Origin of the sequence: Streptomyces macrolidinus (genome assembly GCF_023887685.1) — a bacterium.
Taxonomy (GTDB): domain Bacteria; phylum Actinomycetota; class Actinomycetes; order Streptomycetales; family Streptomycetaceae; genus Streptomyces; species Streptomyces macrolidinus.
In genome coordinates, this window is the sequence record NZ_JAMWMR010000031.1 from 1 (window position 1) to 23,682 (window position 23,682).

The 23,682-nt window shown below is 70.9% G+C and carries 30 protein-coding genes and 1 pseudogene; 10 read left to right on the top strand and 21 right to left on the bottom strand.

The annotated features are described in order from the left end of the window. A pseudogene (locus NGF19_RS25790) lies at positions 1 to 237 on the bottom strand (hypothetical protein); the annotation flags it as partial. A gap of 80 nt (positions 238 to 317) precedes the next feature. Here NGF19_RS25790 and NGF19_RS25795 point away from each other — a divergent pair. Together NGF19_RS25795 and NGF19_RS25800 are read left to right on the top strand one after the other, a co-directional pair. Beyond that, a complete protein-coding gene (locus NGF19_RS25795; protein ID WP_252427826.1) occupies positions 318 to 1,100 on the top strand; it encodes a class I SAM-dependent methyltransferase in 783 nt (260 codons plus the stop codon). Positions 1,101 to 1,201: 101 nt separating this feature from the next. Next, a complete protein-coding gene (locus NGF19_RS25800; protein WP_252427828.1) occupies positions 1,202 to 2,308 on the top strand; it encodes a MerR family transcriptional regulator in 1,107 nt (368 codons plus the stop codon). Positions 2,309 to 2,321: 13 nt separating this feature from the next. On the opposite strand, the gene NGF19_RS25805 is transcribed toward NGF19_RS25800, so the two are convergent. The 4 genes from NGF19_RS25805 to NGF19_RS25820 form a co-directional block, all read right to left on the bottom strand. Further along, entirely contained in the window at positions 2,322 to 3,176 is an 855-nt protein-coding gene (locus tag NGF19_RS25805) for a GntR family transcriptional regulator (RefSeq protein WP_252427947.1), read from the bottom strand. Between the two features lie 433 nt (positions 3,177 to 3,609). Then, the gene (locus NGF19_RS25810; RefSeq protein ID WP_252427829.1) at positions 3,610 to 4,869 is read right to left on the bottom strand and encodes a GNAT family N-acetyltransferase; all 1,260 of its coding nucleotides are present in this window, start codon (positions 4,867 to 4,869) and stop codon (positions 3,610 to 3,612) included. Between the two features lie 100 nt (positions 4,870 to 4,969). Continuing rightward, entirely contained in the window at positions 4,970 to 5,953 is a 984-nt protein-coding gene (locus NGF19_RS25815) for an asparaginase (RefSeq protein WP_252427840.1), read from the bottom strand. 173 nt (positions 5,954 to 6,126) lie between these two features. Beyond that, complete coding sequence (locus NGF19_RS25820) at positions 6,127 to 6,774, bottom strand: RsiG family protein (RefSeq protein ID WP_252427842.1); 648 nt, start codon at positions 6,772 to 6,774, stop codon at positions 6,127 to 6,129. A gap of 304 nt (positions 6,775 to 7,078) precedes the next feature. On the opposite strand from NGF19_RS25820, the gene dtd reads away from it, so the two are divergent. Further along, positions 7,079 to 7,504, top strand: coding sequence for a D-aminoacyl-tRNA deacylase (gene dtd, locus NGF19_RS25825; RefSeq protein ID WP_252427844.1), 426 nt, complete (start codon positions 7,079 to 7,081; stop codon positions 7,502 to 7,504). Positions 7,505 to 7,694: 190 nt separating this feature from the next. Here the strand turns inward: dtd and ygfZ are convergent, their stop codons facing one another. Both ygfZ and NGF19_RS25835 read right to left on the bottom strand, forming a co-directional pair. Further along, complete coding sequence (ygfZ, locus tag NGF19_RS25830) at positions 7,695 to 8,660, bottom strand: CAF17-like 4Fe-4S cluster assembly/insertion protein YgfZ (protein ID WP_252427846.1); 966 nt, start codon at positions 8,658 to 8,660, stop codon at positions 7,695 to 7,697. A gap of 10 nt (positions 8,661 to 8,670) precedes the next feature. Next, positions 8,671 to 9,108, bottom strand: coding sequence for a Fur family transcriptional regulator (locus tag NGF19_RS25835; protein WP_252427847.1), 438 nt, complete (start codon positions 9,106 to 9,108; stop codon positions 8,671 to 8,673). Between the two features lie 130 nt (positions 9,109 to 9,238). Between NGF19_RS25835 and NGF19_RS25840 the strand changes: the two genes are divergently transcribed. Both NGF19_RS25840 and NGF19_RS25845 read left to right on the top strand, forming a co-directional pair. Continuing rightward, entirely contained in the window at positions 9,239 to 9,589 is a 351-nt protein-coding gene (locus NGF19_RS25840) for a DUF6247 family protein (RefSeq protein WP_252427849.1), read from the top strand. Further along, positions 9,586 to 9,849 (top strand): hypothetical protein, encoded by a 264-nt coding sequence (locus tag NGF19_RS25845; RefSeq protein WP_252427851.1) that lies wholly within the window; start codon positions 9,586 to 9,588, stop codon positions 9,847 to 9,849. Before NGF19_RS25840 ends, NGF19_RS25845 begins: the two co-directional genes overlap by 4 nt. A 9-nt stretch (positions 9,850 to 9,858) precedes the next feature. Here the strand turns inward: NGF19_RS25845 and NGF19_RS25850 are convergent, their stop codons facing one another. The 6 genes from NGF19_RS25850 to NGF19_RS25875 all read right to left on the bottom strand — a co-directional run bounded on the left by NGF19_RS25850 (position 9,859) and on the right by NGF19_RS25875 (position 14,114). Continuing rightward, positions 9,859 to 10,434 carry a heme-binding beta-barrel domain-containing protein gene (locus tag NGF19_RS25850; RefSeq protein WP_252427853.1) on the bottom strand — a complete coding sequence of 192 codons (576 nt, stop codon included), beginning with the start codon at positions 10,432 to 10,434 and terminating at the stop codon, positions 9,859 to 9,861. Positions 10,435 to 10,641: 207 nt separating this feature from the next. Then, a complete protein-coding gene (locus tag NGF19_RS25855) occupies positions 10,642 to 11,538 on the bottom strand; it encodes a hypothetical protein (RefSeq protein WP_252427855.1) in 897 nt (298 codons plus the stop codon). Then, positions 11,535 to 12,290 carry a hypothetical protein gene (locus NGF19_RS25860; RefSeq protein WP_252427856.1) on the bottom strand — a complete coding sequence of 252 codons (756 nt, stop codon included), beginning with the start codon at positions 12,288 to 12,290 and terminating at the stop codon, positions 11,535 to 11,537. Before NGF19_RS25860 ends, NGF19_RS25855 begins: the two co-directional genes overlap by 4 nt. Further along, the gene (locus tag NGF19_RS25865; protein WP_252427858.1) at positions 12,287 to 12,994 is read right to left on the bottom strand and encodes a hypothetical protein; all 708 of its coding nucleotides are present in this window, start codon (positions 12,992 to 12,994) and stop codon (positions 12,287 to 12,289) included. The genes NGF19_RS25860 and NGF19_RS25865 overlap by 4 nt, the downstream gene beginning before the upstream one ends. A 98-nt stretch (positions 12,995 to 13,092) precedes the next feature. Further along, entirely contained in the window at positions 13,093 to 13,290 is a 198-nt protein-coding gene (locus NGF19_RS25870) for a DUF397 domain-containing protein (protein ID WP_252427860.1), read from the bottom strand. Next, positions 13,272 to 14,114, bottom strand: coding sequence for a helix-turn-helix domain-containing protein (locus NGF19_RS25875; protein WP_252427862.1), 843 nt, complete (start codon positions 14,112 to 14,114; stop codon positions 13,272 to 13,274). Before NGF19_RS25875 ends, NGF19_RS25870 begins: the two co-directional genes overlap by 19 nt. 179 nt (positions 14,115 to 14,293) lie before the next feature. Here NGF19_RS25875 and NGF19_RS25880 point away from each other — a divergent pair, with 179 nt between their 5' ends. Continuing rightward, a complete protein-coding gene (locus NGF19_RS25880; RefSeq protein ID WP_252427863.1) occupies positions 14,294 to 14,707 on the top strand; it encodes a hypothetical protein in 414 nt (137 codons plus the stop codon). 32 nt (positions 14,708 to 14,739) lie between these two features. Further along, positions 14,740 to 15,102 (top strand): DsrE family protein, encoded by a 363-nt coding sequence (locus NGF19_RS25885; RefSeq protein WP_252427865.1) that lies wholly within the window; start codon positions 14,740 to 14,742, stop codon positions 15,100 to 15,102. Positions 15,103 to 15,133: 31 nt separating this feature from the next. On the opposite strand, the gene NGF19_RS25890 is transcribed toward NGF19_RS25885, so the two are convergent. The 8 genes from NGF19_RS25890 to NGF19_RS25920 form a co-directional block, all read right to left on the bottom strand. Then, positions 15,134 to 15,421 (bottom strand): DUF3099 domain-containing protein, encoded by a 288-nt coding sequence (locus NGF19_RS25890; protein ID WP_308288549.1) that lies wholly within the window; start codon positions 15,419 to 15,421, stop codon positions 15,134 to 15,136. A gap of 100 nt (positions 15,422 to 15,521) precedes the next feature. Further along, on the bottom strand, positions 15,522 to 15,809 hold the full coding sequence (locus NGF19_RS25895; protein WP_252427869.1) for a DUF1416 domain-containing protein: 288 nt from the start codon (positions 15,807 to 15,809) through the stop codon (positions 15,522 to 15,524). 43 nt (positions 15,810 to 15,852) lie between these two features. Further along, positions 15,853 to 16,698, bottom strand: a complete 846-nt coding sequence (locus tag NGF19_RS25900) for a sulfurtransferase (protein WP_252427870.1) — start codon at positions 16,696 to 16,698, stop codon at positions 15,853 to 15,855. A 198-nt stretch (positions 16,699 to 16,896) separates the two neighbouring features. Beyond that, positions 16,897 to 16,977: an Ms5788A family Cys-rich leader peptide gene (locus tag NGF19_RS31180; RefSeq protein ID WP_365625177.1), complete on the bottom strand. Its 81-nt coding sequence runs from the start codon at positions 16,975 to 16,977 to the stop codon at positions 16,897 to 16,899. Between the two features lie 197 nt (positions 16,978 to 17,174). Continuing rightward, a complete protein-coding gene (locus tag NGF19_RS25905; protein ID WP_252427872.1) occupies positions 17,175 to 17,942 on the bottom strand; it encodes an LmeA family phospholipid-binding protein in 768 nt (255 codons plus the stop codon). Positions 17,943 to 18,124: 182 nt separating this feature from the next. Next, positions 18,125 to 19,243 (bottom strand): hypothetical protein, encoded by a 1,119-nt coding sequence (locus NGF19_RS25910; RefSeq protein ID WP_252427874.1) that lies wholly within the window; start codon positions 19,241 to 19,243, stop codon positions 18,125 to 18,127. 8 nt (positions 19,244 to 19,251) lie between these two features. Next, positions 19,252 to 19,506, bottom strand: a complete 255-nt coding sequence (locus tag NGF19_RS25915) for a MoaD/ThiS family protein (RefSeq protein ID WP_252427949.1) — start codon at positions 19,504 to 19,506, stop codon at positions 19,252 to 19,254. Between the two features lie 37 nt (positions 19,507 to 19,543). Beyond that, a complete protein-coding gene (locus NGF19_RS25920; protein WP_252427876.1) occupies positions 19,544 to 20,401 on the bottom strand; it encodes an alpha/beta hydrolase family protein in 858 nt (285 codons plus the stop codon). Between the two features lie 202 nt (positions 20,402 to 20,603). Between NGF19_RS25920 and NGF19_RS25925 the strand changes: the two genes are divergently transcribed. From NGF19_RS25925 to NGF19_RS25935, 3 genes are all read left to right on the top strand, one after another. Further along, a complete protein-coding gene (locus NGF19_RS25925; RefSeq protein WP_252427878.1) occupies positions 20,604 to 21,371 on the top strand; it encodes a response regulator transcription factor in 768 nt (255 codons plus the stop codon). 74 nt (positions 21,372 to 21,445) lie between these two features. Continuing rightward, positions 21,446 to 22,468 (top strand): LacI family DNA-binding transcriptional regulator, encoded by a 1,023-nt coding sequence (locus tag NGF19_RS25930; protein WP_252427880.1) that lies wholly within the window; start codon positions 21,446 to 21,448, stop codon positions 22,466 to 22,468. 147 nt (positions 22,469 to 22,615) lie between these two features. Then, a complete protein-coding gene (locus NGF19_RS25935; RefSeq protein WP_252427882.1) occupies positions 22,616 to 23,638 on the top strand; it encodes a S1C family serine protease in 1,023 nt (340 codons plus the stop codon). Positions 23,639 to 23,682 lie beyond the last annotated feature (44 nt).

The window sequence follows — 23,682 nt, forward strand, 5'->3', positions numbered from 1 at the left end:
TGCCAGGGCCAGCGCGTTCACCGCCTGACCGCGGTCCTCGCTGTCGGCCATGTCGGCCATGTCGGCCAGCCAGGGCAGCGCCGCGAAGCCGGCCGAGTAGACGCTGCCCTGATGGCACAGCGCCGACCACAGGTCGCTCCACAGCTCGGGCTTCGGTTCCGAGGCGATCCGGTCCAACAACATGGGTATGTCTTGCGCGGAGCCGTAGGCATGGCTGAGTCGCGACCAATCCGTCATGCCGGGATCCAACCAGCCAGAACAGCAACAGCCGCGGGGCGAATCCCGCGTGCCCCCCTTCCGCTGCCAGGAGAATCGCCATGACCACCACGTTCCGTCCCGACTTCGGGCTCACCGCGCAGGACTACGGTCGCCACCGTGCCGGATTCCCGCCGCAGATCGTCGCTCATCTGTACCGGCACGGCATCGCCTTCCCCGGCAAGGACGTGCTCGACCTCGGGACCGGTACCGGCGCCCTTGCCCGGCTGTTCGCGCGTGCCGGGGCGCGGGTGACCGGTCTGGACCCGGCGAAGCCGCTGCTCGAGCAGGCTCGGGAGCTGGACAGGGAAGCCGGAGTGGAGATCGACTACCGGGTGGGCACGGCGGAGTCGACGGGGCTGCCGGACGAGTCGTACGACGTGGTGAGCGCCGGTCAGTGCTGGCACTGGTTCGACGCGCCGAAGGCCGCCGCCGAGGTGCGGCGGCTGCTGCGGCCCGGCGGCCGGGCCGTCATCGCCCACTTCGACTGGCTGCCGCTGCCGGGCAACGTGGTCGAGGCGACCGAGGAGCTGATCCTCTCCGCCAACCCGGCCTGGACGATGGGCGGCGGCACCGGCCTGTACCCGCGCTGGCTGACCGACCTGGCGACCGCGGGCTTCACCGGTATCGAGACCTTCTCCTTCGACCTCGCCGTGCCGTACTCGCCCACGGCGTGGCGGGGCCGGATCCGGGCCAGTGCCGGAGTCGCCGCCGCCCTGCCGCCGGACGAGGTGGAACGGTTCGACGACGCCCTCGGCCGGGTGCTGCGCGACCGCTTCCCCGGTGAGGTTCTCGACGTCCCGCATCGCACCTGGGCCGTTGTGGCCACCCGCGGCGAGGACTGACGCGTCCGACCGGCGCGCAGGCTTGGTTGACCTTCACCTTGGGGGAAGCCACAGCATCGGTGGGGCCGGGCGAAGCGCTCGGTACGAGGAAGGGGCGGGGCATGGGGCTGCTGACCATCGGGGCGTTCGCGAAGGCGTCCCGGCTGTCGCCGAAGGCACTGCGGCTGTACGACGAACTCGGTCTGCTGGCCCCCGCTCGCGTCGACCCGGTCACCGGCTATCGCCTCTACGCGCCGGAGCAGTTGGACCAGGCCCGACTGGTCGCCTGGCTCCGGCGGATCGGGATGCCGCTGGCCCGTATCCAGTACGTCTGCACGCTGGAGGCGGGCCCGGCGGCTCGCGAGGTCCGCGCGTACTGGGCCGCGGTCGAGGCCGACACCGCCGCGCGGCGGGACCTGGCCACCTTCCTCATCGACCATCTGACCTGGAAGGACCCCCTCATGACCGCGACCGCGAAGCCCCTGGGCATCCGTTACGCCGCGCTGTCCGACACCGGGCTCGTCCGTGAGAGCAACCAGGACACCGCCTACGCGGGCTCCCGGCTGCTCGCCGTCGCCGACGGGTTCGGCAGCGCGGGGGCACCCGCGAGCGCCGCAGCCGTCGACGCACTCAAGCGTCTGGAGACCGAGAGCATCCCGGCAGGCGATCTCCTCAACGTCCTGGAGGACGCCGTCGAACAGGCCGGGCGAGCCGTGCGGGGCGTCGCCGGGGCCGGAGCATGGCCGAAGGGTGCCGGTACGACCCTCACGGCGATGCTCTGGACCGGTTCGCATCTGGCCCTCGTCCACATCGGTGACTCGCGCGTCTACCTGCTGCGCGACGGGGAGTTGTTCCAGATCACCCATGACCACACCCTGGTGCAGTCGATGATCGACGAGGGGCGCCTCACCCCGGAGGAGGCCGCCTCGCATCCCCAACGGTCCCTGTTGGTACGGGGCTTGGGCGAGGGCGCCGACGGCACCCCCGAACTGCGCCTCCAGGACGCCCTGTCGGGAGACCGGTATCTGCTCTGTTCCGACGGTCTGTCCACCGTCGCGCCGACCGAGGAGATCCGCCGGGTGCTCACCGAGAGCGGCGAGCCCGACCGGGCGGTCCGCGAACTGATCGCCCTCGCCAACGAGTCCGGTGGCCCCGACAACGTCAGTTGCGTGGTCGCCGATGTCGTGGAGCCGAGGCAGTGCACGTACAGGAACGTGGAGGCGATCTGATCGCGGCTCCCCGTCACGAGGAGAGCGTCAGGTCCGTGGTGATCGTCTCCCACAGGGCGTCGAACCACTTCTGGGACTGGTCCACGAACGCCGCGTCCCGTCGGCCGGTGCGGCGTTCGAAGGAGAAGAGGAGGGACTTGGCGCCCAGGGTGTCGTACATCTCCAGCGTCCGGCTCTCCACCTGTTCCTCGCGCTTGGTGAGCATGTAGTACGCGAGCAGCGCCTCCGTTCCGTTGAGGAGGTACAGCTTCACCGGCGGGGTGAACGGCAGCGCGCGGAACGTCACACGGACGTCGATGTCGTGCGAGGAGCGCAGGAGTTGGAGGTTGTGGCGCAGGACATGGCCCTGTGCGTTGCGCTGGTCCAGCCAGCGCTTGTGGACCGGGGCGTCCTCGCCTCCCGCGTCGACCGGGACGGGGAACGCCAGGTTGATGTCGCGGGACGGAAGCAGGATGCGGACGTCGATCGACACCGGGCGGATCCTGCCCTCGTGGATCAGCCGTACCGGTTCGCCCAGTGCCAGGGTCAGCGTCTCGGCGGTCAGACAGGCGGCGTCGATGCGCACATGCGGCGCGGCGAACGCCGCCGTGACTCTCGGCGCGAGCCCGACCAGCGGCGACTGAGGCTCGTCCCTCGTCGGCCGGGGTTCGGCGATCCGGGGCGGGCTGCCCTTGCTGACATCGCTGAGCAGGCCGTCCCCCTGGAGGACGCGCAGGGCCTGGCGGACCGCGCCGCGCTCCACCTTGAACTCCTCGGCGAGTTCGGCCTGGGTCGGCAGGCGGTCGCCCGTCTTCAGGTCGCCGGTACGAATACGGGTCCGCAGGGCGTCGGCGATGTCCTCGGGCGAGAACCTTCCGCTGCCGTTCACTGCACCGTTCTCCTCCTGGGCCACGCCTCTGACGCTACAACCAGCCTGTATCCGTGGGGAGTTGTGGAGTCAGGGTTGGCGCAGACGGACCACGTCGCGGACCGGCCGATTCGGTGGTCCCGATGCCACGCGTCCGCACGGCGCCTTCAACTTGGCGCCATCTTGGGATAGTTCCGTGAAAGGTGGTTATGAGACATGTGGACGCGGAGATAAGTACGGGGAGTTGGTCGCCGACTTCTGCCAGGTCCCGGATGTACTGCCGACGAGGCTCCCTTCCAGAGGGGAGCCGGGAGCCCCGCCGGTCCGCGTCCTGCCGCACCACCACAACTGAATCGCTCGAATCGCTCGAATCGCTACGGATGAACGGCACCAGGACAGCGGCCACCCACGCGCGCGGAAGGAGTACCCCCACCCCTCCCACGAGCCGCGAGGCTCAGAACATGTCCGGGCACCACGGTCGCCTGGACGTACGCAGCAGGGCGTCGGCGACCACGGCGGCGCCCTCTTGCTGTTCCCGCACCCGCCCGAGCGCCGCGAGCCGCACGGCGGACTCGTCGCCCAGCCACAGGGCGCCCAACTCGCCCACGGGCAAGGTCAATTGGGCGTCCTGGCCGGTCCGCGTGCACCGCGCGCCGTCCGGCCCGGCCTCCAGGAGATAGCGGCCCCCGGTCAGGCCCGCCTCGTCCACCACGTCCAGTACGAGCGTGCCCGAGGTCGCGTACGTCCGTGCCTCCAGGGCCCGTGGGACGTCCAGGACGCGTACCCACAGCCAGTCGGCGTAGGTGGTGAGGCGAGCGGCGCGCGGGTCGGGCAGGAGGTGCGGCAGCAGGTCGTCCGGGGCGCGGTAGCCCGACTTCACCGTGGTGATCCAGTCGATGGAGCACAGGTAGTGCCACAGGGCGCGCTCGGCGGCCGGGCTCGTGGCGATCAGGCCCTTGACGGTCGCCGTGTTCCGGGGCCGCTTGTCGTCGTTCCAGCGGTCGTCGCACACATAGGCGGCGAGCCCCTCGACCTCGCCGGAGGCGCCGCGGTGGACGGCGTAGAAGGGCTCGCTCCAGGGCGTGCGGGCCAGGCGGATCTCGCCCGTGTTCACCCGCCACCAGCGGTCGTCGCGGTTGATGGCGCCGGGCTGCGTGCTCCGCAGGCGTTCGAAGAGTTCGGGGCCGAGCTTGCGGACCTCGGCGGGGTCCACGAGGTCGATCCGGCCGCCGTCGTCCGGGACGGGGCGGTGGCGGTCGAGGCCGGTGCGCGGGACGTCGATGGTCCACTCGGCGGCATGCGTGGCCGGGCCGAAGCCGTAGCGGCCGTAGATCGGGTACTCGGCGGCGATGAGCGTCGCCACGACATCGCCGCGCTCCTTCGCGGCGGCGAGGTCGAGCGCCATCATGCGCGTGAGCAGGCCCCGGCGGCGGTGCGTGGCGGTGACCGTGACGTTGCTGATCGCATCGGCCGGGACGGGCCTGCCGCCGACCGCGGTCAACTCCTGCGCGAAGGAGCGGAACGTCGCCACACAGCGGCCGTCGTCGAAGGCGCCGAGGGTACGGGAGGGGACGAGATAGCTGCCGCGGTCGGCGAACTCGGCCTCGGTGGAGGCCGAGGAACGCAGGAACCCGGTGTTGAGGGCGCGGGTCCAGTCGGGGATGTCGCCCTCGGTGACGGGGCGTACGTCGATGTCGTGGGTGCGACGGCTCATGGGGTCACGCTAGACGTACGCCACGGGCCTGTCGCGGGGGTTTCGCGGCGCCACCGGGCCGCGAAACCCCTGGCCAGGCAGGTTCTGGAACGCCTAGGTCCTAGAACACCGCCCGTATCTCCCCCACCTCACGGCCGCCGCCCAGCAGGGGTGCCTTGCCGATCCGTTCCAGCACCGGGCCCTCGACGCCCAGCAGGGGCAGGGCGCGCGCCAGTACCGGGCCGAGCGCGCGGACCGCGCCGTCGTCCACCTTGAAGGCCAGGGCCCGGCCGTCCGGCAGGGCCACCGCCTGGACGGCCTCCGCGCCCATCTTCGACAGGGCGCCGGGGATCTCGCGCATCAGCCAGGTGTCGGGGCGGCGCGTGCCCGCCACGTACTCGGGGTGCGCGCGCATCGCGTCGGCCACGCGGCGCTCCGCCGTGCCCGGCGCCGCGAGGACGAAGGAGCGGAAGGCGCGGGCCAGGCCGACGAGGCTGATCGCCATCAGCGGGGCGCCGCAGCCGTCCGTACCGACCGCCGTCACAGGCTCCCCGGCGGCCTCCTCCACCACGGAGTGGATCAACCGCTGCAGCGGGTGGGCGGGGTCGAGGTAGGAGTCCAGCGGCCAGCCGCGCAGCGCGCACGCCGCCAGCATCGCCGTGTGCTTGCCGGAGCAGTTCATGGTGACCCGCTCACGTACGGCGCCCGAGGCCAGGTACGCCTCGGCCTCCGTCGGGTCCAGCGGAAGGTCCGGCGGGCACTGGAGCTGCGCCTCGGTGAGGTGATGCTCCGCGAGCAGCGTGCGCACCAGGTCCCGGTGGAAGGCCTCGCCCGAGTGGCTCGCGGCGGCGATCGCCAGCCGCTCCCCGGTCAGCTCCAGGCCTGCCCGCAGCACACCGGCCGCCTGCATCGGCTTGTTGGAGGAGCGCGGGAAGACCGGCGCCGTCGCGTCCCCGAGTGCCGTCTCCACGCTGCCGTCGGCGGCCAGCACGACGAGGCTGCCCCGGTGGCGCCCTTCGACGAACCCGGAGCGTACGACCTCGGCGAGGACCGGGGGGACGGCGGACGGAGCGGACGGGGTGGTGATCTGGACAGCGGTGGACATGGGCGGTGGCCTTCGGGTCGACGGGGGGACCCGCCCGGCGCTTCCTGGCCCGGTGGGATCCCACCGGGCTCGGCACCGCGTACGGCCCGGGGGCGCCACCGGGCCGTAAGGCGCCAGGGTTCCGGGGCCGCCGTGCGCGCTGGTGGGCCCCGGGTTCGCCGGAGCCCACCACGTCACATGAGCAGGTCGTCTACTTGTGCTTCTCCTTCACGGTACCTGCGCGCGATTTCGGCACTGCAGTCGTCCGCCGTGCGCTGCAACCGCTGCCGCCGCCGGGACGCCTGCTGCTCGTAGGCCACGAGACGGCCCAGGCCCGCGGCCAACTCCTCGTCCGTGCGCGCCAACAGGTCGGACAGCTCGACCTCGGCGAGCATCTCCGCCGCCAGCCGCCGGTACTCCTCACCGCGCGGTGTGCCGAGCGTCACATGACGGGCGGAGGAGCGCTGCCGGGCCGGAGTGTCCGCGAGGATCTCCGAGAGCCGCTCCACGACCCCCTCCGAGGCGGCCCGTCCGCCGCGCCGGGCCAGTTCGGCCCGCAGGATGTCGATACGGCCCTGGAGCAGCCGCCGTACGTAGCTGAGGTCGGCCTCGTCCCGCTGGGCGTCCCGGCGCAGCGTGCGCAGCTCGGCCAGGCGCAGCGAGGACAAGCCGTCGTCCTCGGGAGGGTCCGCGGGCAGGCAACTGTCCGTACGCTGCACGGGCGGACGGATCTCGCCCGCGCTGCCCACGGACGTGCCCACGGACGGCCGGATCTCCCCCGTACTGCCCGTGCAAGCGGGCGCCACGACCCCGGGCGGCAGCCCGGTACTCGGTGTGCTCATGTACCTCTCAACCGTCCCCTCGACCGGCGCGGCACCCCACGGATACGCCGCAACACACGCATCGTGCCACCGTGAGTGGCCGTTGTGTGACCGAGTGCCCCCGATCAGCCCCAGATGGGGGCGTTATGGACCAATGAGGACGCGTCCGGAAGAGAACCGGAAGAGAACCGGGCGGCAACACGGGGCACAGAGGCATCACCGATGCACAACGAGCCCGCGCGCATCAGGGAGTGGCGCCTTGGAGGGACCGGGGTTGCGTCGGCCCCTTTCGGGCGCCTCGGGGGCGCACGGCATCATGGTCCCCATGCGAGCGGTGGTGCAGAGGGTGGACGGCGCGAGCGTCGTCGTGGACGGCGAGACGGTCGGCGAGATCAGCGGCGAGGGGCTGTGCGTCCTCGTCGGGGTCACGCACGAGGACACCAAGGAGAAGGCGGCCCAGCTCGCCCGCAAGCTCTGGTCGATCCGGATGCTGCACGACGAGAAGTCCTGCTCCGACATCGACGCACCGCTCCTCGTGATCAGCCAGTTCACGCTCTACGGGGACGCCCGCAAGGGCCGTCGGCCCACCTGGAACGCGGCGGCTCCGGGCGAGGTCGCCGAGCCGCTGGTGGAGGAGGTCGTGGCGCAGCTCCGCGCGCTGGGCGCGACGGTCGCGACGGGCCGGTTCGGTGCGCGGATGCGGGTGGGGCTGACGAACGACGGCCCGTTCACGGTGCTGCTGGAGATCTGAACCGCCAGGCCCGGCCAAACGACAGACCCTAGGGCCTCTCGTTTGGATCATGCCGGGCTCGCGGGTCCTGGCACCGCACCTCGCCGCGTTGTCGTCGGTTGGCAGGGCTCCGCCCTGCCGCCCTCCTCCGCCTTGCGATGCACGGCACCAGGGCCCGCTCCCTGATCCGGCCTGATCCAAACGAAAGACCCTAGGGCTCGACGATCACTTCCTGGGCCGCCGCCGTGGTGTCCGCGAGGAGGCGGGCGTCGACCGGGACGTTCCGCTTGACCAGGGCGAGGGCGACCGGGCCCAGCTCGTGATGGCGTACGGAGGTCGTCACGAAGCCGACCTTGCGGCCCTCGGGGCCCTCGTCCGCGAGGCGCAACTCCGCGCCGTGCGGCGGCAGATGGACCTCGCTGCCGTCGAGGTGGAGGAAGACCAGACGGCGCGGGGGCTTGCCGAGGTTCTGGACCCGGGCGACCGTCTCCTGCCCGCGGTAGCAGCCCTTCTGGAGGTGAACGGCCGTACCGATCCAGCCCAGTTCGTGCGGGATGGTGCGGTGGTCGGTCTCGAAGCCGAGGCGGGGGCGGTGCTGTTCGACGCGCAGCGCCTCGTAGGCGAGGAGTCCGGCGGCGGGGCCGTGCTCCTCGGCGTACGCCTCCAGGTCCGTACGCGGAAGGAAGAGATCGCGGCCGTACGGCGTCTCGCGGACGAGGACGTCCGCCGGGACCTCGGTGATCGAACCGGCCGGCAGATGCACCACCGCGAACTCGCCCGTGCGGTCGGCGACTTCGACGCGGTAGAAGAACTTCATCGACTCCAGGTACGCGAGCAGCGCGTCCTGGGTGCCGGGCTCGACATGGGCCCAGACCGTCTCGCCGTCGTCGACCAGGTACAGCGCGTGCTCGACGTGGCCGTGCGCGGACAGGACGAGGGCCTCGGTGGCCTGGTGCGGGGGGAGTTCGCTGACGTGCTGGGTGAGCAGGAGATGCAGCCAGCTCAGCCGGTCGGCGCCGCTGACGGTGATGACGCCCCGGTGCGAGAGGTCCACGAACCCGGCGCCCTCGGCGAGGGCGCGCTGCTCGCGGAACAGGTCGCCGTAGTGGGCGGCGACGCCTTCGTCCACGCCCTCGGCGGGGACGGCGCCGGGCAGGGACAGCAGGGGACTCTTCATGGATCCAAGCCTACGACGGGGTAGTTGAACTCTTGGGGGAGCAGTCCTGGCACCGGCCGAAGATCGCGAAGTGCTTCATGTCCGTGTCGAAGCCGAAGGTCTCGCGCAGCTTGGCGGTGAACTCGGCGGCCACCGAGAGGTCGGCCTCGATGACGGCCGTGCAGTCGCGGCAGACCAGGTGGATGTGATGGTGCCGGTCCGCGAGGTGGTACGTCGGGGCGCCGTGCCCCAGATGCGCGTGACTGACCAGCCCCAGCTCCTCCAGCAGCTCCAGGGTCCGGTAGACGGTGGAGATGTTGATCCCGGACGCGGTCTTGCGCACCTCGCCGAGGATGTCGTCGGGGGTCGCGTGCTCCAGCGTGTCCACGGCTTCGAGCACGAGTTGCCGCTGGGGGGTCAGCCGGTAGCCGCGCTGCCGCAGATCACTCTTCCAGTCGGTGCTCACCACAGGCCCAGTGTAGGAGGGCCGGGTGCGGTCGGCGTCCCGTTGCCCGGCACCGGTTCTTCACCGCACCCCGAAGCTGCGGAACGAATACTGTCGGCACAGCTACCCGGCCCTCGATGCAGAGGAATCTCCCGTGACCGCTCAGCACCCGGAACCGCGCCCCGAGCCGCTGCTTCCCATGCCTGCGCTCACGCCCGAGGCACTGCGTACCGCGGTCGAGAGGCTGACACCGAGCCGCGTACCGGCGTTCGTACAGGATCTCGTCGAGGCGACGACCAACGCGCAGCAGACGCAGTCGCTCGCGCCGCTGCGCGCCTTCGTCCATACCTGGGGAGTGTTCGTCGCGATCCAGCGGTATCCCTCCCGCGCGGCACACCTGCGTCGACTGGAGGAACTGATCAGCGCGGGCGTCGAGGATCCGACGGACGCCATCGCCGAGATCCGGCGGATCCACGCCGAGGCCGAGGCGGAGGCCGGTCTGTGAGCGACTGGAAGTGGGACTACAGCCCGAGCGAGGAGCACCTGACCGCAGGACTCCCGGTCGGCGTGGTCACAGAGGTGGAACGCATCGCCACCGAACTCGCCGCCCTCGGGCATGACGCCGAGACTGCGGGCACCCGTCCTGAGGGGAAGCCCGGCGGGCTCCGGAACTTCCCCGTCTTCGGCGGACGCGGCTTCATCCAGTGCCTCGCGGTCCCCCGGCACGAGTGCGTCTACGTCTGCGCCATCGTCTGGACCGGGTGAGCGAAGGCCTTACTTGAAGAACGCGATGCCGTCGTCCGGGAGGTCGTCCGGGAGGGCCTTGGCCCAGCGTTCGACGTCTTCCGGGGTGACGGCCTTCTTGAGCTGGGCCGACATGTAGGGGCGGAGCGGGACCTCGGGGGTCTGCTTCTCGCCGACCCACATGAGGTCGCCCTTCACATAGCCGTACAGACGCTTGCCGCCGGTGTACGGGCCCGAGGCGGCCGTGCGGGCGACGGCGTCCGTCGCGAGGTCGATCTGCGGCTTCTTGTGCGCCAGCTCGCCGTACCAGACCTCGACGACCCCGTCGTTGCGGACCATGGTGACCTCGACCTTGCGGTCGGCGTCGATCCGCCAGTAGCCGGACTCGCTCTCCAGCGGCCTGACCTTGTTGCCCTCGTTGTCCAGCACCCAGGTGCGGGAGTGGTACTCCAGGAAGTCCCGGCCGTCGTGGGTGAAGGAGACCTCCTGCCCGAAGTTGCACTTCTCGGCACCGGGGAAGTCGTGCACGCCCGCACCCGCCCAGTTGCCGAGCAGGAAGGCGAGGGGGACCAGGTCCTTGTGGAGGTCGGACGGGATCTCGATCATGAGCGGAGCTTTCCTGGGTGGATGGTCAGCGCTGGCCCTGGTACAGCTTCTTCATGGTCAGGCCGAAGAAGGCGAGAACGCCGACGCAGACCAGGACCAGCAGGGTTTCGAAGAAGATCTCCACGGGTGCTCCTTGAGCGAGGGTGGGCATACGACAGGGCCGGAGCCCAGCTTACGCGGCCGGGCTCCGGCCCTCGTGGCGAGGTCTCAGTCCAGCAGTTGCCTCTGGAGCACGACCGTCTGCTGGAACGGGATCTGCTCCGCCCCGCCCTTGCGGGACTGCACGATCAGCGCGATCACGTCACCGGAGGTGAGGTAGGCGTGCCGGACCTGCTCGGCGCCGTACGGCTTCGTCTCGACATACGTGCTCAGCACGACCCCCTTGCTCGCGGACTCGGGGAACGACTGGTCCATCTTGGTCGCGGGTGACCCGCGCAGGAGGTGCGGAGGCTCGTTGAAGCCGGAGAACTCGGACCGCTGCAACCCGTCCGCGGCCCTGCCGTTCTCGAGCTGAAGGAGGTAGATCCGCGTCCGGGTCCCGTCCGGCATGGTCCAGCCGCGCGCGGCGATGTGGCGGAGGCCGGCGTCGACGAGCACCGTCTTGAGCATGTCCCGGTCGGTCTCGCTCGCGTACTCCGCGAGGTACACCTCCGGCTTCACCCACCCATGGTCACCGACGAGCTTCGGATCCGCCTTGGCGCCCTTCGGCGCGGGCAGGACCAGCTTGCGCAGGTCGGCGTAGTGGACGAGGGCCGGGTTGCGGTCGGCGGTCGGGCCCGGACGGCCCGCGGGCAGCGGCGGGCGGACGATCTGCGGGTACTCCCAGCGGCCGTCCGAGCGGGTGGCGAGGCCGGGGACGTCGTCGCGCTCCATCCCCGTGACGCCGTACGCCGTCGCCGCGCCGGTCGCCGCGAAGACCAGCACGGCGGCGGTCCAGCGCAGCACGGACCACAGGCGACGGCGGCTCTTGGCCGCGGAGGCCGCGGGCACCTCTGGAGCCACGGGAGGCGGGGGAATCTCCGAGGCCGCCGCAGGGGGCGCGGGAACCTCGGGAGTGACCTCGGCGGGTTCCGTCTCGCGCTCGGGAGTCTGCTGCTCGCTCATACGGCCTTCCCCGTGTCCTTGATGCGGTCGAGCTGTCCACCGATGAAGGCGGCGACGTGCTCGGTGCCGAGCGGGCGGGGCCCGGACGCGTTGACGCTGACGACCACGTCGCCCACGTAGGCGGTGCAGGACATACGGTCGATCTTCATACCCAGTTCCTTGGGCATCAGATAGCAGGACGCTTTCTCATACCCCTTGATCGCCGGGCCCTTGGAGAACAGCCCGAGCCTTTCGGCAACCTCTCTCCGGGAGGTCGAGACATCGCGTGCGGCGGCCGGGCTCTGCATCCGGACCAGTTGGAAGTCGATCGTGAAAGCCTGCGAGGCCCCCAGGACGACATCGACGGGCGCATAGCTCCGCATCGCCATGCCCTGGATGTGCTGCTTGTCGATCGCCTCTTCCAGCTTCCGCCGGACCCGCAACGGCATATCGCGAACACCCTGCTTCATCAGGGCAGTCGCCTCGCGCCCGTTGAGTACGGCCTCCGAGCCGAACTCTCCGATGTCCGGCCCCGGGCCGTACTCCTTGAAGTCGTACGGCCGCAGCAACGCGCGCAGCCCCGAGGGGTCCTTGGCCTCCCGCTCGCCGTGGTCGCCCTTGGCGGTCGCGGGGAACTTCCAGACAGGCTTCCCGGCGTCCCGGTCGGCGCCCTCGACGCGTACGGCGGTGAATCCGACCCCGCCGACGACCGCGACGGCCAACAGCCCGGCCCCGAGTATCCGGCCCACCCGCCGGTGAGAGGACTCGTTCACAGCCGGGCCACCTGTCGCTTCGCGAGGTCGATGATCTTCTCCTTGGGAACCGGCTTCGTGTCGATGGCCCACATCTCCATACGGATGTCACCGCGCACGGCCACCGCCTTGGCCTCGTAGTCGCCGTCGGCCGTGCGCTTGTGGTGCACGAAGACCTTGCCGCTGTTCGTACCGGGTATGGGCCAACTGTCGACGTCGGAGTCCGACTGCGTGAAGTAATCCAGCTCCGGTGCCCCATTGGAGGCGCCCGGCCTGTTCACCTCGCGGTACTGGACGAGCCGTATCTCGACCACGTACGTGCCACCGACCCGCCAACTGGTGGCGGCGGCGCGCCGGAACTCGTTGCCGATCTCGTCCACGAAGCCCTCGGTCGCACTTCCGTGGAACTCCGCGTAGTCGGCCAGTTCGATCCAGCCGTCGTCACTGGCCGGGTAGTCGTTGTCCCTCGCGCCCTTCGGTCGCGGCAGCAGCAGCTTGCGCAGGTCGCCATCGGTCTTCACACGCCGGTCCTGCGCCGCCGTCAGAGGCTCCACCTCCCCCTTGGCCTGGTGGACGACGGGCTGTGAGAGAGGGGGAAGTTGGGCGGGCGGGCGCCCGGCCTGGACGACGTAGCCGGTGCAGACACCGGCCACGGCACCCAGGACGGCAGCCCCTGCGATCAACGCGGTGGTGCGCCCGCGGCGGGATCTTTCAGGCGTTTCCAAGACGTCTCCCTGTGAAACGGGAAGCACGGATTCCGATCTCCGCGCTTCACAGGAGACTCACACCAAGTTCATGAAGTTGTACGGGAGTTGATCACGATTCAGTCGCGCTTGACGTCGGCTATGAAGCAGGCCCAGGCGGCGACCTCGAAGACGAGCGCGCCGCGGGCGGGGTCCTTGCTGTCCCGTACGGGGACGATGGAGGGGATGTTGGGGGCGACCTCGACGCAGTTGCCGCCGTCCGAGTTGCTGTAGCTGCTCTTGCGCCACGTCGCGTTGCTCAGGTCGATGACTCGCACGGCACTTCCTCCAACATCGGCAGGATGAACTTCCGCGACTCGGCCGGGGAAAGAGCCAGGTCGCGTACAGCATCATAGGTGCGGTGCAAGCGTTCAACTTTGCTTGATTCTTCGACCAGTTCGCCTCGTACGTCGTTCTCCGCGTAAGCCACCGTGCGTCCGTCCAGCAGCCGCAGGAACATCACGTCAGTACTGTCCAGGCCGTGCAGTCCCGCGCCGAACGGCAGCACGTGAAGCGTGACGTTCGGGCGCTCCGAAACCTCTGCCAGGTGCTCCAGTTGCTCCCGCCATGCCCGAGAATCGCGCAACGAGTTCCGTAGCACCATCTCGGAGAGGAGAACACGGAACGGTGGCGCATCGTCCCCTTCCAGCACCTTCCCTCGTCCGATGCGTGCGTCGACCTGTTGGTCAAGTTCCTTGCCCTTGAGGCCACCTGCCGCCAGTGCTTCGCGCGCGTACCCAGCGGTCTGGAGGAGGCCCGGTGGCCTGCTCACCGAGTACTGCCACAGGCTCACCGCCTCGGCCTCCAGCATCATGTACCGCCGATACTGCTCCTTGAACTGCGACGGATCCCCCACCGCCAGTTCCCACAACGCCAGCAGCAACCCCGGCGTCCCGTAGTACTGGTCCAGCGCCTGCACCACCTCCGGGCTCCCCAGCGTCTGGCCGCTCTCCATCTTCCCGAACAGCGACCAGTCCCAGCCCAGCGCCTCACCCAGCTTGCGCAGGCTCAACCCCCGTTCCGTACGCAGCAACCGCAGCTCCTCCGCGAAGCGCCTGCGCGGCTCCTGGCTGCGGCCCGTAATCACCCGTCTCGGCGGCATCGTGCTCCTTCATGGATGAGGCCGTGGCACGTGTGGAAAGAGCGCCGAGAGGCGCAGAAAGTGACCTGGGCCACGGCGGTTGAGTCCCTGCTCAGGGGTCATGCTCGTACTGTCGAGAATACGGAGCGTAGTTCAGCCATCGCGCTGTGCGCAGGCGTTCGGGGAAAGGAACGGAACGGATGACGGCGGAGTCGACAACGGAGTCGGAGCCCTTGGAGCGTGGGGCGCTCGTCTACGACCCGGCGGTGGAGCGGGTCGGCGAGTACCAGGACGCGGCGGGCCCGTACGCACTGCTGCGCCCGGTCGGCGGTGGCCGGGAGTGGCAGGCCGACCCGGCCGTGCTCCGCCCGGCCACCCCACGGGAGCGGATGCGGGCCGGGGTGCGGGCGGCGAACGAGCGCACCTGGGCGGCCGGGGCGAGCGCGCCGGACCCCGCTGATCTGAGCCGCCCGCCGCTGCCGGTCCCCGGCTGTCCGGACTGTACGGAGCTGGCCAAGCGACGCGAGGCCGCGCTGGCCGAGTACGACCGCAGCGCGGAGACCGACGCGAACGTCCTGCTGTGCCGTCACCTTCGGGAGGAGCACCGCGCATGACCCGGCGCGCCCGGCCGCACTAGGCTGCGGGCATGGCGAAGAAGCTCGTGATCAAGGTGACGGCCGGCGCGGACGCCCCGGAGCGCTGCTCGCAGGCGTTCACCGTGGCGGCCGTGGCGGTGGCCAGCGGTGTCGATGTCTCGCTGTGGCTGACCGGTGAGTCGTCGTGGTTCGCGCTGCCGGGCCGGGCCGCCGAGTTCGAGCTGCCGCACGCGGCTCCGCTGCCCGACCTGATCGACGCGGTCCTGGCGGCGGGCCGGATCACCCTGTGCACGCAGTGCGCGACCCGTCGCGAGATCACGGAGAAGGACGTCATCGAGGGCGTACGGATCGCCGGGTCCCAGGTGTTCGTCCAGGAAGCGCTGGCGGACGACACTCAGGCGCTCGTCTACTGAGGCCGAGGCGGGGCGCTCGCCCCGGAAGGCCCTAGCGGCGCTTCTTGCCGTCCAGTTCGTCCCACCACTCGTCGGACTTCGGGTCCCCGGACGGGTCGTCCCACCAGCGGTCCTCGGGGCCGCGCCGGTTCGCCACGATCGCGGCCAGCGGCGGGATGACCATCGCGACCACGCACATCGCCACGGCCGCGGGCACCGACCACAGCCGTACGACACCCCAGGCCAGGACGAACAGCCCGACGCAGGTGCCCATCATGGCGAAGTAGACGTGCCGCCGCCGTGCGTACATATCTCCAAGGCTAGGACCTGTTCCGGGCACGCCGAAGGGCCGCGCCCCGACCGGAATGGCGTCCAACCCCCGGGGGTGCGGCCCTTCGGCGCACACGGACGGTCTCGGACCGCCGTGGAGTATCAGTCGGTCAGACGGCGATCGCGACCTCCGCGAGACCACCCTTCTGCGCCACGACCGTACGGTCCGCGGTGCCGCCCGGCACCAGGGCGCGGACGGTCCACGTGCCCTCGGCCGCGTAGAAGCGGAACTGTCCGGTCGCCGAGGTGGGGACCTCGGCGGTGAACTCGCCCGTCGCGTCCAGCAGGCGCACGTACCCGGAGACGGGCTCGCCGTCGCGGGTCACCTGGCCCTGGATCGTGGTCTCACCGGGCTTGATCGTCGAGGCGTCGGGGCCACCGGCCTTCGCTCCACACATGGTTCTTCCTCCTGGTCGGTCCGGGGTCCGGGGGTCCCGGGGGTTACTTGGCGGCGCCCAGCTCGATCGGAACACCGACGAGCGAGCCGTACTCGGTCCAGGAGCCGTCGTAGTTCTTGACGTTCTGGACGCCGAGCAGCTCGTGCAGCACGAACCAGGTCAGCGCGGAGCGCTCACCGATGCGGCAGTAGGCGATGGTGTCCACGGCCAGGTCGATCTTCTCGTCGGTGTAGAGCTTCCTCAGCTCGTCGTCCGACTTGAACGTGCCGTCGTCGTTGGCGTTCTTGGACCACGGGATGTTGCGCGCGCTCGGGACGTGGCCCGGACGCTGCGACTGCTCCTGCGGCAGATGCGCGGGGGCGAGCAGCTTGCCGGAGAACTCGTCGGGCGAGCGGACGTCGACGAGGTTCTGTGTACCGATCGCGGCGATCACCTCGTCGCGGAACGCGCGCAGCGAGGTGTCCTGCGGCCGGGCCTTGTAGTCGGTGGCCGGGCGCGCGGGGACCTCGTCGCCGTCGACCAGTTCGCGGGCGTCCAGCTCCCACTTCTTGCGACCGCCGTCGAGCAGCTTGACGTTCTCGTGGCCGTAGAGCTTGAAGTACCAGTAGGCGTAGGACGCGAACCAGTTGTTGTTGCCGCCGTAGAGGACCACCAGCGTGTCGTTGGCGATGCCCTTGGCCGACAGCAGCTTCTCGAAGCCGGCCTGGTCGATGAAGTCACGGCGGACCGGGTCCTGGAGATCCTTCGTCCAGTCGATCCGGATGGCGTTCCTGATGTGGTTCTTGTCGTACGCGGACGTGTCCTCGTCCACCTCGACGACGGCGATGTCCGGGTCGTCCAGGTGGTCCTGCAGCCAGTCTGCGTCGACCAGGACGTCGCTACGGCTCATGCTCTTTCTCCTCCGGGCGTTGCGGCGGGGACATGCGAGAGAAGGGTTGCGGATACGCCGTTCAGCGATGGCGTTCGTGAGGCGCGCATGGCCCCGGGGCCGGGATCCGAAGGGCCCTGTCTCCAGCATCAGGGCATCGGCATCCGGGCGCCAGATCGGGCCGGGGGCCGCGGGAGTCCGCTCTCCCGCTCGGGAAGCTCAGTACGGGCGACAGAGCATGGCGGCGACGCGGCACAGATCGACTGCCCGTCGCTTCGTGAGATCCGCCTGTCGTCGCATGCGCTCGATCGTAGGGAGGGAGAGGCGGGCGTGTCACCGTTGTGTCGCGATATGAGACGCGATCGTCCGGAATGCGGGACGTGGGTGGGGTCCGGAGGAGCTTCCGGGGGCCCGGACCCGGTGCCTTCCCCCATCGTGTCTGCACATGCGGACGTAGTTGTCTCGCTCTACGGACGCCGCTGTCCGAACCGCTCCGGCTACCCGGCCAGCTTGATGTCCGAGCCCTTGACCGTGATCTCCACGCCGTCCTCGGCCGCCTCGACCTTGTCGAGCCGTATGCCGTAGGGGAGTCCCTCGATCTTCTGCCGGAAGTCCGTGATCCCCCGGATCCGGGACTCGGGGAGCTGGATACCGCCGAACCGGGGCAGGGCGTCCGCGTGCACCTTCACCTCGCCGTCCCGGACCTCGAGCGAGCTGAGCACATAGACCGGCCTCGGCAGCTTGGCGCCGAGCACCGTCGCCTCCACCGCGACCTTGATCTTGCCGTTGCCGCCGTCCGAGAGGCCGACGACCCGGGCGGTGACACCGGGGGCGACCTGCGTGGCCTCCGACTTGGCCGTCTTCAGCAGCTCGTCGTACGTGACGCGCGCGGTGCCGGTGGCCTCGGTGGCGGTGACCGAGCTGAAGTTCCCGGAGAACCTCACGCCCTTCATCCGGGCGTTCAGATCGTCGATACGGATCTTCTCGCCTCCCCCGGCCCCGCCGCCCCCGGCCCCGCCGCCCTCGTCGGTGGCCGCCTCGTAGCTCTTGATGCCGATCTCGACGTCGTCCAGCTCACCGGCGGCGAGCTGGGTGAGGTAGGGGAAGCCGTTGATGGACACGTCCGGGGTGGTGGACAGGTTCTCGTGGCTCTTGATCTGGTCGGCCACCACGCCCTCCGCGAAGTGGACGGCGACCCGGTCCCCGATCGCGAGGAGGCCGCCCAGGATCACTGCCGTGATCAGCAGTATTCGCAGTGCGCGCATGCTCGGAGTCCCCACCCTCTGCGGTCGTCGGCGACGGCCGCCGAGGAACGGACAGCCGTCGAGCGCGACTGTAACGCTCCGGGGAGGAGGATCGGGGAAATCGTGGATCACCTGTGACAGACGACCCACCGACCGTGGGCGCCCGGGGCCGGGCGGCGCCGACCCCGGGACAACAGCGCGCGTCAGACCAGCGCGCGTCCCAGGACCCAGACCACCGGGGCCGCCGCCGTCAGCGGCAGGGCGACGCCCGCCGTGAAGTGGACGAAGCGGGACGGGTAGTCGTAGGAGGCGACCCGGTGGCCGATCAGGGCGCAGACGCCCGCGGCCAGGCCGAGGTAGACCCCGGACGTGCCGAGGCTCGTCGCCCGGCCCAGCCCGAATCCCGCGCCGCCCGCCGCCGCCAGCGCGACGACCACGGAGAGCACGGTCGGCAGCGGCAGCGCCCGTACCAGGACCGCTGCCGCGACGGCGAGCGCGCCGACGGTGACGGCGGTGTGCGGGGCGGCCAGATGGCCGGTCGCCATGATCGCCAGCGCGGCCGAGACGACGGTCGCCATCAGGCCGTACATCCGGGTGTCCGGGTCGGCGTGCGAGCGCAGTTGCAGGACGAGGGTCAGCAGCAGCCAGACGCCGAGGGTGCCGAGGATCACCGCGGGCCCGTTGTCCCGGCCCGCAGCGAGCAGCGCGACGTCCGAGACGACCGCGCCGAGGAACGCCAGCGCGATGCCCTGCCGGGCGGGCCACATGCCGTTCAGCCGGAACCATCCGGCGGCCGTCACGGCCTGAAGGATCACCAGCGGCACGACCAGGGCGTACGACCCGAGGGCCGCGCCCCCGGCGAGCAGCGCCCCGAGCACCGCGGTGAGCGCGGCGGGCTGGAGCCCCGGCTCGATGATCGGCGAACGGCCTTCGAGCCGGGCGCGCTGGTTGGCCGGGAGGCGGGAGAGGTCGACGGCGGGCGCCTCCGGCGTCGTCGTGCCGATGCCGCCACCGCCGCTCGTCGCGGACGGGTGGGCGAGGCCCTCGGCGCCGGGGGTCGCGTAACCGTGGGACTCGTGCGGCGACGCCTCCGGCGGCAACGGCTGCGCGCCCGCGTACGCCTGCCCGTCCCACTGCTGCGCGTACGGCTGCTGCGCGTACGGCTGCTGCGGATACGGCTGCTGCTGGTACGGCTGTTGCGGGTGAGGCTGCGGTTGCTGCGGGTACGCGGCTCCCGTGTTCGGGTCGTACCACCCCTGCCCCTGCTGCCGCGGTGGCTGCTGCTGGTACGGGTCGTAGCCCTCGTACGGCTGGTTGCTCATCGCTTCGCTCATCCTCCTGCGAACGGCGGGAGCACCTCGACCGTGCCGCCCTCGGCCAGCCGTACCGTCTCATGCGCGCGGGTCCCCACGGGGTCACCGTCGACGAGGAAGGAGCATCGCCGCAGCACGCGGACGAGTTCGCCGGGGTGTCGCTCGCGGGCCGCACCGAGCGCCTCCGCGAGCGTGATCGCGTCGTACGGCTCCTCGGCGGTCCCGGCAGCCGCCTTCGCGGCGGCCCAGTAACGCACCGTGCCCTTTGCCATCTGCTTCCTCACTCGGTCCGTCATGAACATCGCCAGGCTAGTGCCCCGGCCCCCGCCCGAGGTCACCCGCATGCGAGACCACCCAGGCGCCGATCCGCGCCAGCAGGGCCTCGTCGCTGGCGTGTTCGGCGTGGCCCATGCCGGGCTCCAGCCACAGCTCGGCGTCCGGGGCGGCGTGCGCCAGCATCCGGGGGTGGTCGAGGGGGAAGTAGCCGTCCTGGTCCCCGTGCACGATCAGCAGGGGCGTCGGCGCGATCAGCGGGACCGACTCCGTGGGGGAGGGCGGTACGGGGTCCCAGGTGCGGTGGTCGATGCGGGTGCGCAGGCCGTAGCGGCCCACCAGTCGGCCCTCGGGGCGCAGGACGAGCCAGTGCAGGCGTCGCATGGGGGCCGTGCCCCGGTAGAACCAGCGGGCGGGCGAGCTGACGGAGACCACCGCGTCCGGATGCGCGTCCTCGTGGTGCCGGGCCGCGTGCCGCAGCACCACGGAGCCGCCCATCGAGAAGCCGACGGTGGCCACCTTGGAGTGGCCCAGCTCGCGCGCCCACGCCACCGCCGCCGCCAGGTCCTCGACCTCGCGGTCCCCGACGGTCGAGCGTCCGCCCGACGCGCCGTGGCCCCGGAAGGAGAACGTGACCACCGCGCCGTACCGCGCGAGGGTGCTCGCCACCCGGCGGACGTGGGGGCGCTCCAGATCGCCGGTGAAGCCGTGCGCGACGACGATCGCGGGCGCGCCGGGGGCGGCGGCGCCCGGATCGTAGGCCGCGTCGATCGTCACGCCGTCGACCGTGCGCAGGAACGTTCGCACAGGACCTCGACACCCCGGGCGGGAATTCGAACGAATGGTAGGACGAATGGTAGATTGTCCCCTTTGACCTGACCGACCGGTGCTCATGTGGGCTATTCTGCTGGGCAGAGGACTCGGGCAGCGTTGCCCCCGGGTCCTTTTGTGCTTTCGGCAAGCATTGCCGTGCCGCAGACGCAGGGACCGAGGAGGAACCAGACGTTATGGGCGAGCGAACCGTGCACGAGCGCAGGACGGCCGAGGCCGGGGGCTCACCCCTGTCCGAGTACGCCGAGCACGCGGGAGGCGCCCGATGAGTTCCCTGCTGCTGCTGACCAACGCCCTCCAGCCGTCGACGGAGGTGCTCCCCGCCCTCGGCCTGCTCCTGCACGAGGTACGCGTGGCCCCGGCCGAAGGCCCCGCGCTGGTCGACACCCCGAGCGCCGACGTCGTCCTCGTCGACGGGCGGCGCGACCTCCCCCAGGTGCGCAGCCTGTGCCGCCTGCTGCGCTCCACCGGCCTCGGCTGCCCCCTCCTCCTCGTCGTCACCGAAGGCGGTCTCGCGGCCGTCACCGCCGACTGGGGCATCGACGACGTGCTGCTGGACACGGCGGGGCCCGCCGAGGTGGAGGCCCGGCTGCGGCTGGCCGTGGGGCGGCAGCAGCTCGCGGGCGACGACTCCCCGATGGAGATCCGCAACGGCGACCTGTCCGTGGACGAGGCGACCTACAGCGCCAAGCTCAAGGGCCGCGTCCTCGACCTCACGTTCAAGGAGTTCGAGCTGCTGAAGTACCTGGCGCAGCACCCCGGCCGGGTCTTCACCCGCGCCCAGCTCCTGCAGGAGGTCTGGGGCTACGACTACTTCGGCGGCACGCGCACGGTCGACGTCCATGTACGGCGGCTGCGGGCCAAGCTCGGACCCGAGAACGAGTCACTGATCGGCACCGTACGCAATGTCGGGTACCGCTTCGTGACCCCGGAGAAGCCGGAGGACACGAAGGCCGGGGCGGCACGGGCGGGGCAGCGGAACGCGGGCGGTTCGGCACGCGTCGCGGCGCCCGAGGCCGCCGCCGGGGCATAGGAACGGGCACGGCGAAGACACAGGAACAGGCGTACGCCCTGCCCAGTGGCGTTCCATCCGCGTAGACTCCGCGCGTGGCCAAGGTGACTCGGGATGATGTGGCGCGACTGGCGGGGACGTCCACCGCCGTCGTCAGCTATGTCATCAACAACGGACCCCGGCCGGTCGCCCCGGCCACGCGCGAGCGTGTCCTCGCCGCGATCAAGGAGCTGGGGTACCGGCCCGACCGGGTCGCCCAGGCCATGGCGTCGCGGCGGACGGACCTCATAGGCATGATCGTGCCGGACGCGCGCCAGCCCTTCTTCGGGGAGATGGCGCACGCGGTCGAACAGGCCGCCGCCGAGCGCGGAAAGATGGTGCTGGTCGGCAACTCCGACTACGTCGCCGAGCGCGAGGTCCACTATCTGCGGGCCTTCCTCGGTATGCGCGTCTCGGGTCTGATCCTGGTCAGCCACGCGCTCAGCGATCACGCCGCCGCGGAGATCGACGCCTGGGACGCCCGCGTGGTGCTGCTGCACGAACGCCCCGAGGCGATCGACGACGTCGCGGTGGTCACGGACGACATCGGCGGCGCCCAGCTCGCCGTACGCCATCTCCTGGAGCACGGCTACCCGTATGTCGCCTGCATGGGCGGCACCGAGCAGACCCCGGCGGTCGGCGACCCGGTCTCCGACCATGTCGAGGGCTGGCGGCGCGCCATGCAGGAGGCCGGGATCCCCACGGAGGGCCGCCTCTTCGAGGCGCCGTACAACCGCTACGACGCCTATCGCGTGGCCCTGGACCTGCTGTCGGGACCGAACCGCCCGCCCGCCGTCTTCTGCTCCACCGACGACCAGGCGATCGGGGTGCTGCGCGCCGCGCGCGAGCTGCGTCTCGAGGTGCCGGACGAGCTGGCGGTCGCCGGGTTCGACGACGTCAAGGAGGCGGCGCTCACGGACCCGCCGCTGACCACCGTCGCCACCGACCGCTCGGCCATGGCCCGCGCCGCCGTCGACCTGGTGCTCGACGACAGCCTCCGGGTGACGGGCTCGCGCCGCGAGCGGCTGCGGCTGTTCCCCTCGCGCCTGGTCGTACGGCAGTCCTGCGGCTGCGCATGACCTCCGGGGCCGCCCGGTGCGCGGCCCCTTCCTGAGGGGTTCTTATGTCGGGTCCCTGAGGGTTCTTATGTCGGACATACATGGTTCTGTCGGGCTTCTCAGGGACGACTCACGAAGCTCTCATGATCGCGGGACACTCTCTCTTGCATGACGACCGAGAGCTTCCGCCACAGTGGCGAGTACGACGACCCCGAAGGTGACGGACGGCAGTCCGCGTCCGCGTACCCCCAGCAGAAGCACCCCTCCTCCCCCGCGACCCCGCAGTGGCCGGCACCGCCGCTGTACGCGCCCGCCCCCGCTTCGCAGAAGCGTTCGAAGGGCCCGTTCGTCCTCCTCGCCGCCGTGGCGATCGCCGCCGCGGCCGTCGGAGGCGGCACGGCGTACGGCATCCAGGAGCTGACCGGCAAGAACACGGTCTCCTCCAGCTCCACCGACACCCATGTGGTGCCCGTCGGCAAGAAGGGCACGGTCGCCGGGGTGGCCGCCGCGGTCAGCCCGAGCATCGTGGAGGTCAGCGCCACCTCCGAGTCCGGTCGGTCGACCGGCTCCGGTGTGATCATCACCAGCGGTGGCGAGGTCATCACCAACAACCACGTCGTCTCCGGCGCCTCCTCGGTCAAGGTACGGACGAGCGACGGCACGGCGTACGCCGCACGGGTCGTCGGCACCGACAGCGCGAAGGACCTCGCGCTGATCAGGCTGGAGAACGCCACCGGTCTGAAGGCCGCCACGCTCGGCAATTCCTCCGGCGTCCAGGTCGGCGACCAGGTCGTCGCGATCGGCTCGCCCGAGGGGCTGAGCGGCACGGTCACCAGCGGCATCGTCTCGGCCCTCCACCGCAGCGTCACCGTCTCGACCGACGAGCGCCGGAGCCAGGACCCGGACGGCCAGTGGCCCTTCGAGTTCGACGGCCGCCACTTCAACGGCGACACGGGCTCGTCCACGACGACGTACCAGGCGATCCAGACGGACGCGTCCTTGAACCCGGGCAACTCCGGCGGCGCCCTCATCGACATGAACGGCAACGTCATCGGCATCAACTCGGCGATGTACTCGGCCGGTTCGGGCTCGACCTCGTCGAGCGCGGGCAGCGTCGGCCTCGGCTTCGCCATCCCGATCAACACCGTCACGTCCGACCTGGCGAAGCTTCGCGCCGGCTCCGAGAGCTGAACACCGACTCCGGGAGCCGGACCGCGGAACCTGCCGGGCAAGCG